The organism is Streptomyces sp. NPDC051563 (assembly GCF_044454225.1).
In the GTDB taxonomy this organism is placed as follows: Bacteria; Actinomycetota; Actinomycetes; order Streptomycetales; family Streptomycetaceae; genus Streptomyces.
On sequence record NZ_JBITDL010000031.1, the window covers coordinates 71,721 to 86,850 of the forward strand.

Genomic DNA, 15,130 nt, shown 5'->3' on the forward strand with positions numbered 1-15,130 from the left:
AAAAACCCCCCCCCCCCCCCCCCCCCCCCCCCCCCCCCCCCCCCCCCGCCCCCCCCCCCCCCCCCGCGGCTGCTCGGCGTGGTCGCCACTACCTACTCTGACCTGCATCGATATGGCTCGGGTGCACGCGGCACCGAGATTTCACCGGCAGGATGGAAACAGACTGTGCAGTCTCTATGCGTCGACCGGTCCTTCCGAGTCCAGGGTCTCAAGACGGTCCGCCACCGCCAGGGTCGGCAGCAGAAGCTCCCAGAAACGGGCGACCGTCCGCGGTGCGAGCCAGGTCTCGTCCCGGGAGCCCAGGGCCTCGAAGCCCACGGTGGCGGCCACGACAGCGATCACGGCGCCCTCGGGCCCCACCCCCGGCCGCAGCTCCCCGGCCTTCTCGGCCTCCGCCAGGGTCTCCTGGACCCAGCCGCGCCAGTGCTCCCGCAGATCGCCCGGCGTCGCGCGAGCCGGGTCGCTGCACAGGCCGAACCCCGCCCGCAGCACCACGTCCCCGCGCAGCCCCCGGGCGAGCCCGTGGGTCACGTCGACCAGGCACTGGAGCCGGCCCGCGGACTCCCGCGTGTTCGCCCCGGCGATGTTCCGCAAACGCTCCAGCGCGGCGCCCTCCACCGCGTCGGCGAGTGCCGCCTTGCTGGCGAAGTGGAAGTGCAGCGCTCCGCTGCTCACCCCTGCCTGGGTACTGATCATGGCGAGCGAGGCCACGGCGAAGCCCTCGCGGTCGAAGATCTCGGCCGCGGCTCTGATCAGACTCCCCCGCGTACGCACCGCACGTTCTTGTTTGGCCATGGATCACTCCGTTACTGCGGGGGGTTGCCGTGCTTGCGGGAGGGAAGGTCCGCGTGTTTGCTGCGGAGCATCGCCAGTGAGTTGATGAGCACTTCTCGGGTTTGGGCCGGGTCGATCACGTCGTCCACGAGGCCTCGCTCGGCCGCGTAGTACGGGTGCATCAGCTCGGCCTTGTACTCCTTGACCATCCGCTCGCGCATCGCCTCGGGGTCTTCGGCGTCGGCGATCTGCTTGCGGAAGATGACGTTGGCGGCGCCCTCGGCGCCCATCACGGCGATCTCGTTGGTCGGCCAGGCGTAGGTGAGGTCGGCGCCGATGGACTGGGAGTCCATGACGATGTACGCACCGCCGTAGGCCTTGCGCAGGATCAGCGAGATCCGCGGCACGGTCGCGTTGCAGTACGCGTACAGCAGCTTCGCGCCGTGGCGGATGATGCCGCCGTGCTCCTGGTCGACGCCCGGCAGGAAGCCGGGGACGTCCAGGAGGGTGATGATCGGGATGTTGAAGGCGTCGCACATCTGCACGAAGCGCGCCGCCTTCTCCGAGGCCTCGATGTCGAGCACCCCGGCCAGCGACTGCGGCTGATTGGCCACCAGGGCGACCACCTGGCCGCCGAGGCGTCCCAGGGCGCAGATGATGTTGCGCGCCCAGCGCTCGTGGACCTCCAGGACGTCGCCGTCGTCGACGAGCTCCTCGATCACCTTGACCATGTCGTACGGGCGGTTGCCGTCGGCCGGGACCAGGTCGAGCAGCACCTCGGTGCGCCGGGTCTGGGGATCCGTGCACGGCACGCACGGCGGGTACTCGCGGTTGTTCTGCGGGAGCATGGAGAGCAGGTAGCGGACCTCGGCGATGCAGGTCTCCTCGTCGTCGTACGCGAAGTGCGCCACGCCCGAGGTGCCGGCGTGCACGTCCGCGCCGCCGAGGCCGTTCTGGGTGATCTCCTCGCCGGTCACCGCACGGACCACGTCCGGACCGGTGATGAACATCTGCGAGGTCTCCCGGACCATGAACACGAAGTCCGTCAGCGCCGGGGAGTAGGCCGCACCGCCCGCACAGGGGCCCAGCATGACCGAGATCTGCGGGATGACACCCGAGGCCTTGGTGTTGCGCTGGAAGATGCCGCCGTACCCGGCGAGCGCGGAGACGCCCTCCTGGATGCGGGCACCCGCACCGTCGTTCAGGGAGACCAGCGGGGCACCCGCCGCGATCGCCATGTCCATGATCTTGTGGATCTTCGTGGCATGGGCCTCGCCCAGGGCGCCGCCGAAGATCCTGAAATCGTGCGCGTACACGAAGACCGTACGGCCCTCGACCCTGCCCCACCCGGTGATGACACCGTCGGTGTAGGGCCTCTTGGCCTCCAGGCCGAACCCGGTCGCCCGGTGCCGGCGCAGCTGCTCGACCTCGCTGAAGGAACCCTCGTCCAGCAGCAACGCGATCCGCTCACGGGCGGTGAGCTTGCCCTTGGCGTGCTGCGCCTCGGTCGCCCTCTCGCTCGGTCCGGCGAGCGCCTGCGCACGGACCGCGTGCAGCTCGGCCACACGCCCGTAAGCGTCCACCGTCTCCGCAGAGGCCCGAGGAATGTCATTCACAACGGTCACGACACGTCCCTCCCAGGGTGCGGCCCGATCGACGATCTCACGGTAACAAACCGCGAGAGCGGTTTGTGTAACGAGAGCATGGCGGGCACACGAGATCAAGCCATGGATTGATGTCCCACTGGCGCTAGCGCCAGTGGTAGGGGGAGCAATAGGCCGCGCCGGCCCGATCGCGCCGCCACCGCGGGACACTGGGCGGCTCCTCCTCGCCCGCGTCCCCGCGTTGTGCCAATACCGAGCACACCACGACGGTGAGCACGGCCAGCTCTTCCTCGCTGGCCGACCCGCGCTCGATCCGCAGCGCGAACTTCCCGGTGTCCGACTCGGCCATTGCCCCTCCTCAGGTCTCCGGCCACCGTCGGACACCGGGCTCAAGGAGCACTCTCGCCCCGCTTGAGGCACGCTCGGATCCGGGTTCGACACCGCGGCGGCCGACCGTCGCAGGGGGGATCGGACCCGCCCAATAACAGACCGTCCGCGAGGTTTCCTCGCCCCTCCGGCCCGAGGCGGGGAACGGGGGGCGGCCACCCGAGGTGGTGCCGCTCGAGAACCGCTCGGATGCCGCTCCGGAAGGTCCGGGCCCGCACCGGGGACAAACAGTCGCCCGGATCGCGAGAAGGCCACCCCACCAGGGCGAACGGTAATCGGAGTAAATGCCTCCGCGAATTCCCGACCAAGGACGCCGGAGAAACACTGGAGATTAAACCGGTTGGTATATATCTTCCCGGCCAAAGGGCCAATCCGATTACCACTCCACGGCGTCCGGGCGACCAGCGTGTTCGCCCTGGACTGCCTCGGTGTGCGCGGATGCGGTGGGGCGCGAGATCGCAGGGACCAACCGAAACGGAGTGCACAGATGAGCATGGCTGTTTGCCCGTACGCACTGGACGTGGCGGGACAGGACATCGCGGGCGAGACCGCGATGCTCCGGAAGCAGGCACCGGCGGTGGAAGTCGAGCTCCCGGGCGGGGTCCGCGCCTGGGCCGTGGTGGGCCAGCGGTACGTCGAGAGCCTGCTGCTCGACCCGCGGGTGTCCAAGGACGCCCGGCGGCACTGGCCGGAGTTCATCGACGGGCGGATCACGCCCGACTGGCCGCTCTATCCCTGGGTGGCCAACGAGAACATGCTCTTCGCCTACGGGCAGGAACACGGGCGGCTGCGCCGCCTGGTCGCGGGGGCCTTCACGGCCCGGCGGGCCGCCGCCCTGCGGCCCCGGGTCGAGGAGCTGACCGCCGCCCTGCTCGCCTCGCTGGACGGCGTCCCGGCGGGCGAGGCGGTCGACCTGCGCTCCGCGTTCGCGGTCCGCCTGCCCATGCTCGTGATCTGCGAGCTCTTCGGCGTCGAGCAGGGCCCCGGGCGTGACGCGCTGTCGGCGGCGCTGTGCACCGTGTTCAGCACGACGGTCCCGGCCGAGGAGATGGAAGCCGCGCGCATGACGGCCTTCGGGCTGCTGGCCGGCCACGTGGCGGCCAAACGGGCCGAACCCGGCGACGACCTGACGTCCTGCCTGATCGAGGCCCGGGACAACGGCGAGGGACTCACCGAGTCCGAACTGCTCGGAACCCTCTTCCTGTTGATCGCGGCGGGCCAGGACACCACGTCCACACTGATCACCAACGCCGTGGGGGCGCTGCTGTCCCGTCCCGCCCAGCTGGCGCATGTGCGGGAGGGCCGGGCCGGCTGGGAGGACGTGGTCGCCGAGACGATGCGGGTGCACAGTCCCGCGAGCTACTCGCCCATGCGCTTCGCCGTGGAGGACATCGACCTGGACGGGGTCAGGATCCGGCAGGGCGAGGCCATCCTCGTCTCCTTCGCGGCCGGAGGCCGCGACCCGGAGCGGTACGGGGAGGACGCAGCGGAGTTCGACCTGCTGCGCACCGGGCGCGACACCCTCGGGTTCGGCCACGGCGCGCACCGCTGCCTGGGCGCTCCGCTGGCCGTGCTGGAGGCCACCACCGCCCTCGCGGCGCTCTTCGAGCGTTTTCCCGACGCGGCGCTCGGCTGCCCCGAGCCGGAGCTGAAGCCGCTGCCCAGCTTCCTGCTGAACGGCTACGGGGCCCTTCCCGTGGTGCTCCGCCGGGCCTGAGCGGGCACCGGATCCGGCGTACGGCACAGGTGCCCCGGGCCGTGCGGCCCGGGGCCGCGGCGAGGGCAGCGTGGTACGGGAGCCGCGGTACGGGAGCCGCGCCCCGGCCTACGGGAGCCTCTCCCGTACGGCCGACGAGGACATCGGCCCGCCCTCCGACCGCTCGGTCTTGTGCCCCTTGATGCCCGGAGCCAGCGTCCGCGCGTCCACGGCCTCCGCCGGCGCCCCCGTCGCGTACAGCCCGTCCGGGTCGGTGTCGCGGTCGTGCGGGAGCAGCCAGAACACCCGCCTGCGGAACGTGCCCGAGGAACGGGAGGGTCTGGCCCCCGGCCCCAGCAGCGCGTACCCGACCATCCGGCCGTCACGGTGGTACGCGGGCCGGCCCCGCCGGGTGGGCAGCCGGTCCAGGCTCTGCCGGACGTAGTCGAGCCCGCCGATGTCCTCGAGCCAGACGAAGTCCACTTCGTGGACGATCTCGTCTTCGGCGATGAGAGCGCTCATGCTGTCCCCTCGTCCGCGAGCAGGCCGATGCCCGGGTAGTACTTGCGCTGGTTCGACAGGATCATTTCCTTGGGCGACGCCAGTCCCACCGCCTCGCGGACGCGCGCCGCGAAGGACCGGGACGAGGCCGCGGGAGCCCCCTCGCTCTGGCACCAGCGCCGGTAGGCCGCGTAGAGCAGGGCCTGTTCCGCACGCAGGTCCGGGGCGAGCCGGCACGCCTCGCCGAGGAAGCGCCCGGTGTGGTCCTCGGTCTCGGCGTACGCCGTGGTGGCGATGCGGACCCGCTCGGGGCCCGAGAGGTCCTTCTCGCCCCCGAGGTAGCGGCGGGCGCCCTCGATGAGCCAGTTGAGGATTCCCGGTCCCTCGTGGGTGACCAGGATGTCCGCCAGGTTGTCGATCTTCCGCTCGTCGGGGACGACCCGCTCGAAGGGGATCAGCCGCATGCGCCGCCAGAACGCGAAGCCGCCGGTGCCCACTTCGGGCCGGTGGTTGCCGAGCAGCCACAGTTTGTGCGTCGGCTCGAAACTGAAGAAGTCCTGCCGCATCCGGCGGGCCTTGATGCGGTCGCCGCCCGTGAGCAGCTTGACCCGGGCCTCGTCGAAGCGGTCGCCCGGCTTGACCTCGCTGCACACGATGACCCGGCGCCCGTGCAGTTCGGCGAGGTCGGTCGGGTGGCCCTCGTACGAGCGCGCCATCAGGAACCCGGGGGGCGCCGCGTCGGCGTAGTCGCCGAGCAGCTTCATCAGCACGTCCAGGAGGACGGATTTGCCGTTCTTGCCCGAGCCGAAGAGGAAGGGCATCACCTGGGCGCCGACGTCCCCGGTGACGGAGTAGCCGAGCAGCAGCTGCAAGAAGTCGATCATCTGCGCGCCCTCCGGCCCCTCGCCGAAGGTGTCGGTCAGGAAGCGGTCCCAGCGGGGCGTGGGCACCGGTTCGGGCGCGGCGGACGTGCACCGGGAGTGGAAGTCCTTCGCGGACCGCGCGGGGCGGACGCGTCCCGTGCCGAGGTCGACGACGCCCCCGGGCGTGCACAGCGCGTACGGGTCGGCGTCCAGCAGCGAGGCGTTGAGCACCATGCCCGGAGCGGACCGCGCCTGGGTGAGCATCGCGTTCATTCCGCTGGTGCTGAGCGCGCGGCGGCGGTGCCGGGCGAGCGAGACCGGGGTGTGCACCCCCCGGGGGTCGGTGGTGGCGATGCTTTCCGCGAGGTCGCCCGCGACCCACACGACGGTGTCGTCCTCGTCGGCCTGCCAGCGGGTGCCGTCCCAGCGCAGCCAGCCGAGGCCGGGGACGTGCCGGTAGTCGTCGCGGTAGAGCTTGACGAACAGTTTGGCGTTGCCCCGGTCGGTGAGCGTGTCGGGCAGCAGGCCGTGCGCCGTGGCCTCACCGTCGGAGCGCGCGGCACCGCCGGGGTACGGGTCACCCCCGGGGTACGGGTCACCCCCGGAGTACGGGTCGCCCCCGGGATGCGGGGCGACGCCGGCGTACGCGTCCTCCGCGCCCCCGGGCTTCGGCTGGTCGCCGGGCTCCCAGGCCGCCGGGGCGGGCTGCGCGAGGATCTGCGCGGCGACCGCCTGGACGTCGAAGCCGGACAGCGTGCTCTCGTCGTCCACCCTCATGCGCCGCCTCCGGGCGACGGCGGCCCCGAGAGGCCCGCGCGCGTGAACTGCCCTGGGTCTCGGTGCGAAACCCGCAGCTCAGCTGCCATCAATTCCCCCGTCAGCGACTAAAGCGACTCAGGCCAGAAATAAGATTAGCGACACTCTCGCGGGACGGGGGACCGGGGCACCGGAAACGGCTTTTCACGTGAACTCGGAACTCCAGCGACTGAGCGACCCACCGGACGGTCATTGAAAATGGTTCAGTCGCTGCCGGAGTCGTTCATAAACTCCCAGGTCGCAGACCTTCGCACCACAGAACAGCGACTGAAGCGACTCACGTTCCTTATCCATGACGTGTTCGCGCACACGCTCGCACGCCAATGCCGTCATATACCCGAGCTTGGGTCGCTTCAGTCGCTGTCACGGTCACGACACCCATCTGACCTGCTGTTTTCCGCTCCCTCGGGCAGCGATCAAGCGGTCGTACAGTCGCCGGCCGCCCGCCGTCGGGCTGTCGAGGCGTCCTCGCGCAGGGTTCGAGCGGAGTCCGAGCAGCGACTCGACGCCTTCTTCCGCCCCCTGACCAGCCATGCACCGGGTGGGGGCTCCGCTTCGGGAAATCTTCGCCCGGGCCGGATCAAATTCCCCAAACCCTAGAAAAAACAGCTCAGCCGGTCTATTTTCACTCCTGGGTCGTCCGGCAGCGAAGGGGAATCGCCGTGCGGGAGGTGTGGGGGGCGCGGGCTCAGCCCGTGGCAGCCGGCGGGGGAGGTCCGCCGTGCCGGCGGTCCGTTGCCGGACCGCCGGTCGTACGGCGAGACTCAGACCGCCTCGGCCTTCTCGTCACGCAGCCTGACGGCCGCCTCGTACACCTGCTGCGCCCGGTCCGGGGCGAAATCGAGGCGCAGCAGTACTCCCGGCATGGCGATCGCGGTCAGCAGCGTCCGCATCAGATCGGTCACCCGTTCGACCATGTCGGCGTGTCCGGTCATGATCTTCGAGAGCACCTGGACGCCCGTGAAGCTGCCGGTGAACATCTTCGCCGTGGCCTCGACGTCCACGTGCGGAAGGATCTCCCCGCTGCTCTTGGCCCGGGCCAGCACCGCCGCGTTGTGGTCGTTCCAGCCCTGCATGGGAATGCGGCGGTCCAGGCCGTCGATGGGGGAACCCTGGTCGACCGTGAGCCGCACGCTCCCCCGGACCAGCGGATCGCCCTTGTGCAGCAGGTAGGCGAGGACCAGGGCCTCGTCCAGGCTCTGCTGCAGGAACAGTTCGGGCTCCGGTACCGGTGGCAGAGCTCCCACCTGGCCGGCCAGCACGGCCTGGGCGAGCTCCTCCTTCGCGGTGAAGTGGAAGTAGAGAGCCCCCTTGGTCACCCCGGATCTCTTGAGCACCTCGGAGATCGTCGCGGCCTCGTAGCCGACCTCGTCGAACAGCTCAGCCGCCGCGACAAGGATCTTCTGCCGTGTACGAATGGCCCGCTCTTGCTGCGCCATACACCCTCCGCTACCACCCGAGCCAAGAACAAACCGCAAGGTATGCACTCTTTCCGCGCTCACATGACGTGACCGGTGCACCACCGTCCGATATCACCCCTGGTCACCGTTTTCTGACCAAGCCACCGTTGATCATAGTGCACCGCTCTATAACGAAACCAGGTTACCGGTTTTTTACCTTGACCCTCTTGAAAACAAAACCGGCTAGTCCGTATCTTTACCGCTGCCGCAACCTGCACCTCGGTTCCTGATGGGGGATGGCCCGATGACCGCACTGACGCTTGGGTACGCGGAAACCTTTCGAAGCAGCACGGCTGGTGGGGGTGACCACCCCACCACCCAGATCGGCGTTCCTCCTGCTCATCCCGGCTCGACCAAGCCCGGACCCAGGACCGCCGCACAGGAGCTGACCCACCTGCTCTTCGACCGCGACGACCGCGAGCGGATCCACGGAGGGTGGCGAAGACTCCTGGCCGGCTCGCTCTTCTCGTACCTTCCCGATCTGACTCCCGAGGAGCGGACGGTGGTGTCCTACGACCGGCTGCGTCTGGTCAACAGCACGGTGGACGATCCGGCGGCGCTCGCGCACGACGCCCGCCTGCTGGCCGGACTCCACGAGTGGGCCGGGTTCGTCGACGGTGGCCTGTGCACCCTGGCGAGCATCCACTACAACCTGTTCGTGGGGAGCCTGCTCGACCACGACCGCTACGGCCGGGACCTCTCCGCCTTCACCTCGATGCAGCGCGTCGGCACCTTCCTCTGCACCGAGCTGGCCCACGGCAACGACGTCGCGGCACTGCGCACCGTCGCCGTGTTAGACCGGGCGACCGGCGGCTTCGTCCTGCACACGCCCGAACCGGGCGCGCGCAAGTTCATGCCCAACACCAGCCTCACCGGCGGCCCGAAGAGCGCCCTGGTGGCGGCGCGGCTCATGGTGGACGGCGAGGACCAGGGGATCTTCCTGTTCCTGACCCCGCTGAGCGACCACGACGGGCACCTGCCGGGGGTCACCGTCCGCCGGCTGCCCCACCGCACGGGAACGCCCGTCGACCACTGCCTCACCTCCTTCGACCACGTATGGCTGCCACGCGACGCCATGCTGCAGGCCGCGCACGGCCGGCTGCACGACGACGGCACGCTGAGCAGCTCCCTGGGCAACCGGCGCAAGCGCTTCCTGCGCTCCGTCAACCGCGTCACCATGGGCAAGCTCTGTATGAGCGCCGGCACCCTGGGCATGGCCCGGGCCTCGCTGGCCATCGCCGTGCGCTACGCGCACCACCGCCACGTCGGCGGCCCGAAGACCGGCCAGCGCATCCCGGTGGTCAGCCACCGCAGCCACCACGGCCGGCTGCTGCACTCCCTCGCGAACGCCTACGCCATGACCTTCCTCCACCGGTCCGTGATGGACCGCTTCGTCGCCCAGCAGGAAGAGGAGCGCGAGGAGGTCGAGCGCATGGTCGCCGTCGCCAAGGGCTGGATCACCTGGCAGGCGCGGGAGATCGCGACCGAGTCCCGCGAACGCTGCGGCGCGCAGGGCCTGTTCCCGGTCAACCGGATCTCGGACCTGCCCGGGAACATAGAGGGCGGGATCACGGCCGAGGGCGACAACCTGGTGATCTGGGTGAAGGCCGCCGCCGAGATGCTCTTCGGACACCAGGTGGACCCCGTCTGCCCGGACACCCCGCCGGCCGCCGATCGCGACCTGACCGACCTGCGTTTCCTGCGCGACCTGCTGGCCTGCGCGGAACGGACCTGGCAGACGCGGGCCCGCACCGCCCTGCGCCAAGGCCCCGCCGGGGACCCGGTCGGCCGCTGGAACAACGCCTCCGGCCCGGCGCTGGAGATGGTCTCCGCCCATGCGGGGCGGCTGGCGGCGAACGCCTTCATCGAGGCGGTGGAGCAGGCGGCCGATCCCGCGGCCCGCGCCCTGCTCACGAACCTGTGCCGGCTGTTCCTGCTCCAGCAGCTGCGCGAGCACACCGGTGACCTCCTCGCGGAGCAGCGGCTGACGGTGCAGCACGTGCTCGGGCTGCACCAGACGACCGACAACGTCCTCGCGGAACTCGCCCCGCACATGATGACGCTCGTGGACGCCTTCGACCTGCCGGACGAGTTCCTCTCCGAGGTCCCCATCGCGAACGCGGACTACCTCGACGACCACCGGGAGAGCGCCTCCTTCTGACGCAGGGCCGGCCGCGGCGGGTCGCGCCGTCGACCCGCCGTCCAGGCGCTTCCCGACGGGGGAATCGGGAGCTGCTCCGGCGCGGCGAACCCGCCCGTCCGCGGCCCCGGCCTGCTCATGTGGTCTCGTTCTTGTCCGTCGGCGGTCGTACCGCGGGCTCCCGGCTCTCCGGGGAACCACCTCGCGCAGAAGGCGGACAGGTTCTTTGCGATCAGGACGGTTCACGCTCACCGTGGTCTGCGCGCTGATGGCCCTGCTGGGCCCCGCCGCACCCGCACCCGCCGCCGGACTGGCACCGGTACCGGCAGCCGGGCCCGCACCGCCGCCGCCCGCCTCCGGTGCCCGCTCCGCGGAGGCGTACTGGACGGCCGAACGCATGGCCGCGGCCGTGCCCGTCGACGCCGCCCGGAGCCGGGCCGCGGCCGGCGCCCGCGCGCCCTCCGGCATTCCGGCCGGCGTCCACTTCGACGGCATGCCGATGGTGGGCACCTTCTTCTACCGGCAGACCGCGATCGGCACGGCGGACACCTCGTGCACCGGCAGCGTCGTGCGCAGCGCGGGCAAGAGCATGGTGCTCACCGCGGGGCACTGCGCCCTCGGCATGCGGCAACCGGGAAACCGCGCCGTCTTCGTACCGCGCTACCGCCACGGAAAGACCGCCGCCGCCCAGCCGTTCGGCGTCTTCCCGGTCCGGGCCGGGGGCGTCTACACGGACCCCCGCTACCGCTCGCCCGGCTCGGCCTCCGTGTCCGACCTGGACCTGGCCTTCGTCCTGGTCGAGCCGAACGCGAAGGGGCGCGTCGAGAGCGTCACCGGGGCGCTGACCTTCACGCCGGTGGACACGTACGAGCACCGGGTGACCGTCGTCGGCTATCCGTCCGCCTCGCGGGTGAACAAGGGCCACCAGGCCGTCCGGTGCGAGGTTCCCACCACCCGGCTGCGGGGCTTCCGGCAGCTGCGGATGGTGTGCAAGGGCTTCTACGGCGGTGTGTCCGGCGGCCCCTGGATCAAGGACTACGACGCCGCGCGCCGCACCGGCAAGGTCATCGCCACCACCGGCGGCTACCGCGGCGGCGGCAACGACTCCTGGGTGACGTACGCGCCCGTGTACGGCAAGGACGCCCTGGCGCTGTACGCGGACGCCGCCGCCGGCCGCGACCCCGCCGCCCTGTCCCGGCCGCCCTACCGGGGCTCCGCCGAGGGCTTCCCGCTGCCCGGCTCCGGGGAGCTGTGGACCCATGCCCGGGCCATGGCCTCCGGCGACTTCACCGGCAGCGGCCGCAGCAGCCTGCTCGTGGTGTGGACGGACGGAGAGGTGAGCCTCCACCCGGGCAACGGCCGGGGCGGCTTCCTCGCGGAACGCCGTCTCATGGCGCCGAACGCGGCCTGGAAGGACGTGGCCGCCGTCACCGCGGGCGACTTCACCGGCTCGGACCTGTTCGACCTGCTGGTCCGCCGGAAGGACGGCCGGATGACCCTGTACGCCGACGTCGGCTCCCACGGCCTGGGCCGCGTCACGGAGATGGCCCCCGCCGGATCCGTCTGGAAGCACGCCGCCCAGATCACCGCCGGACGCTTCGACGCCTCCCACTACGTCACCGACCTCGTGGTCCGCTGGTCCGACGGCGAACTCACCCTCCACACCGCCGTGGGCGCCGGCACCTTCGGCCGCGAGCACCGGCTCAGCGCCCCCGGTCCGGCCTGGAAGGGCGCCGCCCTGCTCGCCGCCGGGCAGTTCTCCGGCAACGGGAAGTGGGACCTGATGGTCCGCTGGTCCAACGGCGCGCTCTGCACCCGCACGGGCCTCACCACCCGCGGCCCCGGCAGCGAACGGCGCCTGCGCGGTCCGGACCGCACCTGGACCCACAGCGTGCTCATGACCGCCGGCCGGTATTCCGCTGATGGCCTCGCCGACGACCTCCTCGTCCGCTGGAGCGACGGCGAGACCAGCCTGTACGAGGACACCCGCGCGGCCGGTCTCGGCACCGAGCGGATGCTCGTCCCGCCGCAGGGCTGACCGGGCGGGCCGGGCGCCGGGCAGCAGTCACCCGCAGGCCGCCTGTGGGGGTGGGGCGGCCTGCGGGTGGTCGGGAGGGGGCGGGTCAGCCGCGGATCCAGCCGGTGAAGGCGGGGGACGCCAGCGCGGTGTCCAGGGTTTCGAGGACCGCCGGGGCGCGGGTGTCGTCCGGGGCGGTCAGGGACAGGGTCGCGGAGCGGGGGGTCATCGAGACGGGGACCACCGTCCACGACGCGGGCAGGCAGGACACGAGGCGTACGGCCGTGGTCTCGGGGGCCGCCGAGGAGGGGGCCTCCTCGGTCATGGTGATGCTGACCGTCAGATGGGTGGGCATGCGGGGCTCCGTACGGTGTCGGGAGGTCATGTCAGCGGGCGGCCGGGACGGGCGCCGCCGCCGGGGCGGGCAGGTAGGGCAGGACCGCCGTGCGGGGTGCGGTCAGCGCCGCCAGGACGCCGGCGGAGCCGGTGGCCAGGTCCGTGGACAGGCGCAGCAGGTGGTCGCCGAGGAAGCCGGTGGCGTACGGGTCGTTCTCGTGGGCCACCGCGAAGGGTTCCAGACCGGACCGGAGTTCGGCCAGAGCCCGGGCGGTGGCCGCCGAACCGTCGTCCGTGCAGGTCAGGGCGGCGAGCGCGCCGGCCCGGCCGGTGAACAGGCCGCAGGCCGGGTGGAACTGCGAGGTGAGGTCGGTCAGCAGCGCGTCGTGCACGGCCGTGAGGTACGGGTCCCGGTGCGCGGCGAGGTAGTGGTGGACGGCGATGGCCTGCCCGGCTCCGCCGTGGGCGAGCTGGACCCGGTGCCACGGCGTGGGCAGCGGCTGCCGGGACAGTTCGAGGTCGTGTACGAGGGCCACGCGGGCGGCGTCGTCCCGGCCGGCGGCGAGCAGGAAGAGGGCCTCGCCGCTGGCTCCGCGGAGCAGGCCGGGGCGTTCCTCCAGGGTGGGGCTGTTGACCAGGGCGGCGGCGAGTTCGCGGGCGGCCGTGTCCTGCCCGAGGTGCAGCAGGGCCAGGCCGAGGCCGGCGATGCCGCCGGAGAGGCTGCGGTCGGGGCTGCCGTCGCGCAGGGTGGCGGTGGGCAGCAGGCCGTGGGCCCGGTCGAGGAGGGCGGCGGCCTCGTCGGTGCGACCGAAGTCGTGCAGGACGCAGGCGATGCCGGCGAGTCCGTCGTAGAGGCCGGGCCGCGGAGTGGTGACGGCGCGGGCGGCGTCCGCCAGCCAGTCGACGTGGGCCTCGGGGACGGTGATTCCGGCGCCGCGCAGGGCCCACAGCACCCCGGCGGCTCCGTTGGCGATGTTGAGGCCGCCGTCGCCGTGCAGGAACTGGTCGGCGTCGCCGGGGAAGAGGCGGTCCGTGCGCTCGGGGGTGGCGCAGGTGAGGATGCCGGTGGTGATGCGCTCGGGGGTGGCCAGCGGGCCGCCGGCGGGCGCCGGGGCGTGTCCGAGGTCGGCGCGGACCTGGTCGGCGTACCCCTCGGGCACCGGGAAGAAGGCGGCGATCTGCGCGAGGAGGTCCTCGGAGCGGTGGCGGGTGAAGGACATCACCGGGGTGAGCGGCAGGAACAGGCTCAGGCGCAGGCAGCCCAGGGCGTAGCGGTCGACGGCGGTGCCGGTGGTGCCGGCGGGGGCGCAGAAGCCGGGGGCTCCGATGGCCTGTCCGGTGTGGCCCTCGATGGGGAGGGTGGTCTCCAGGTCGATGAAGGCGATGGTGCCGTCGGGGCGGAGCAGGACGTTGTTGGGGTGCAGGTCGCCGAAGACCAGGCCGCGCTCGTGCATGGCGGTGACGGCGGCCTCGATGCGGTCGAGGACGTCCAGGGCCCAGGCGGTGTACTCGGCCACGGGCATGGCGGTGTCGCGGGCGGTGACCGGGTGGAGCATCGGGTTGCGCTCGGCGGTCTCCTTGGTCAGGGCGTTTCCGTCGACGAACTCCCGTGTCAGGAACCAGTGTTCGGCGCCGCGGCGCCAGTCCAGGACCTTCGGGAACCAGGGCAGTCCGTCGAGGGCGGCCAGTGCGTCGTGCTCGCGGCGCAGCCGCTCCACGGCGTCGGCTCCGGCGTCGTCGAGGCCGGCGTGCGGGCGGCCCTCCTTGACCAGGACCTCGTGGCCGTCGCGGGTGTCGGTGGCGCGGTAGACGCCGCCGCCGTTGGAGAAGTGCAGGGCCTGGGTGATCTTGAAGGGGAAGTCCCCGAGGGAACCGCCGCGGCTGCGTTCGGCCAGCGCCCGCACCACGCACGGCGGCAGCTCCAGCCAGGCCGGCGGGCGGAAGGAGGGGCCGCGCACGTCGGGGACGAGGTTGCCCTCGGGGTCCTCGATGCAGGGGACGGGGGCGCCGTTCGGGCCGGGGCCCAGCTTCAGCTTGAAGCCTCCGTAGCGCACGTACAGGGGGCCCGCGCCCCAGCGCAGGTCACTGAGGACCGCCGGTCCCGGCCGGCCTTCGAGGAGGGCGTCGAGCTCGGTCAGTACGGTCTCCAGCTCCGCCTCGTCGCGGGGGTAGAGGGTGATGAACTTGCCGCTGCTGCCCCGGTCCCCGTACTTGCTGTTGCGCAGCATCAGCATCGAGGGGCTGGTGAGGAACTTGAAGAGCAGGGAGCGGGAGGTGCAGTACGCGCTCACGATGTCGAGGACCTCGGGGGCCGTCCGCTCGGTCGCCGAGACGTGGATCTTCCAGCCCTGCCCGGGGAGTTCGAGTCCCGGCGGGGTCAGGACGGTCCACTCCCCCATCGGCTCACGGGTCCACCCGGCGGGGGCCTCGGCGGTGGCCGCCGGGAAGGCGTCGGCGCCGGTGATCGCGGCCGGACGGTCGTAGAAGGGGGTGCCGGGCGGGCAGTGGGCAACGTGTCGCAGGGACATGGCGGGCC

11 protein-coding genes are annotated in these 15,130 nt (G+C 71.8%); 3 read left to right on the plus strand and 8 right to left on the minus strand.

Annotated elements, in window-relative coordinates:
- Positions 1 to 174: 174 nt before the first annotated feature.
- The 3 genes from ACIA8F_RS30820 to ACIA8F_RS30830 form a co-directional block, all read right to left on the minus strand.
- Complete coding sequence (locus ACIA8F_RS30820) at positions 175 to 795, minus strand: ScbR family autoregulator-binding transcription factor (protein WP_399383680.1); 621 nt, start codon at positions 793 to 795, stop codon at positions 175 to 177.
- A gap of 11 nt (positions 796 to 806) precedes the next feature.
- Complete coding sequence (locus ACIA8F_RS30825) at positions 807 to 2,390, minus strand: acyl-CoA carboxylase subunit beta (RefSeq protein WP_399383730.1); 1,584 nt, start codon at positions 2,388 to 2,390, stop codon at positions 807 to 809.
- 133 nt (positions 2,391 to 2,523) lie between these two features.
- Entirely contained in the window at positions 2,524 to 2,727 is a 204-nt protein-coding gene (locus tag ACIA8F_RS30830) for an acyl-CoA carboxylase subunit epsilon (protein WP_399383682.1), read from the minus strand.
- 525 nt (positions 2,728 to 3,252) lie between these two features.
- Between ACIA8F_RS30830 and ACIA8F_RS30835 the strand changes: the two genes are divergently transcribed.
- Entirely contained in the window at positions 3,253 to 4,482 is a 1,230-nt protein-coding gene (locus ACIA8F_RS30835) for a cytochrome P450 (RefSeq protein WP_399383684.1), read from the plus strand.
- Between the two features lie 108 nt (positions 4,483 to 4,590).
- Here ACIA8F_RS30835 and ACIA8F_RS30840 read toward each other — a convergent pair whose 3' ends face one another.
- From ACIA8F_RS30840 to ACIA8F_RS30850, 3 genes are all read right to left on the minus strand, one after another.
- The gene (locus tag ACIA8F_RS30840) at positions 4,591 to 4,983 is read right to left on the minus strand and encodes a DUF6009 family protein (protein WP_399383686.1); all 393 of its coding nucleotides are present in this window, start codon (positions 4,981 to 4,983) and stop codon (positions 4,591 to 4,593) included.
- A complete protein-coding gene (locus ACIA8F_RS30845) occupies positions 4,980 to 6,602 on the minus strand; it encodes a phage/plasmid primase, P4 family (protein ID WP_399383688.1) in 1,623 nt (540 codons plus the stop codon). The genes ACIA8F_RS30840 and ACIA8F_RS30845 overlap by 4 nt, the downstream gene beginning before the upstream one ends.
- A gap of 803 nt (positions 6,603 to 7,405) precedes the next feature.
- Positions 7,406 to 8,080 (minus strand): ScbR family autoregulator-binding transcription factor, encoded by a 675-nt coding sequence (locus ACIA8F_RS30850; protein WP_399383690.1) that lies wholly within the window; start codon positions 8,078 to 8,080, stop codon positions 7,406 to 7,408.
- 265 nt (positions 8,081 to 8,345) lie between these two features.
- Between ACIA8F_RS30850 and ACIA8F_RS30855 the strand changes: the two genes are divergently transcribed.
- Positions 8,346 to 10,262 (plus strand): acyl-CoA dehydrogenase, encoded by a 1,917-nt coding sequence (locus tag ACIA8F_RS30855; protein WP_399383692.1) that lies wholly within the window; start codon positions 8,346 to 8,348, stop codon positions 10,260 to 10,262.
- 205 nt (positions 10,263 to 10,467) lie between these two features.
- On the plus strand, positions 10,468 to 12,279 hold the full coding sequence (locus ACIA8F_RS30860; protein ID WP_399383693.1) for a trypsin-like serine peptidase: 1,812 nt from the start codon (positions 10,468 to 10,470) through the stop codon (positions 12,277 to 12,279).
- Between the two features lie 85 nt (positions 12,280 to 12,364).
- On the opposite strand, the gene ACIA8F_RS30865 is transcribed toward ACIA8F_RS30860, so the two are convergent.
- Together ACIA8F_RS30865 and lanKC are read right to left on the minus strand one after the other, a co-directional pair.
- Positions 12,365 to 12,613 (minus strand): hypothetical protein, encoded by a 249-nt coding sequence (locus tag ACIA8F_RS30865; protein WP_399383695.1) that lies wholly within the window; start codon positions 12,611 to 12,613, stop codon positions 12,365 to 12,367.
- 31 nt (positions 12,614 to 12,644) lie between these two features.
- A complete protein-coding gene (gene lanKC, locus ACIA8F_RS30870; protein ID WP_399383697.1) occupies positions 12,645 to 15,122 on the minus strand; it encodes a class III lanthionine synthetase LanKC in 2,478 nt (825 codons plus the stop codon).
- Positions 15,123 to 15,130: the final 8 nt, after the last annotated feature.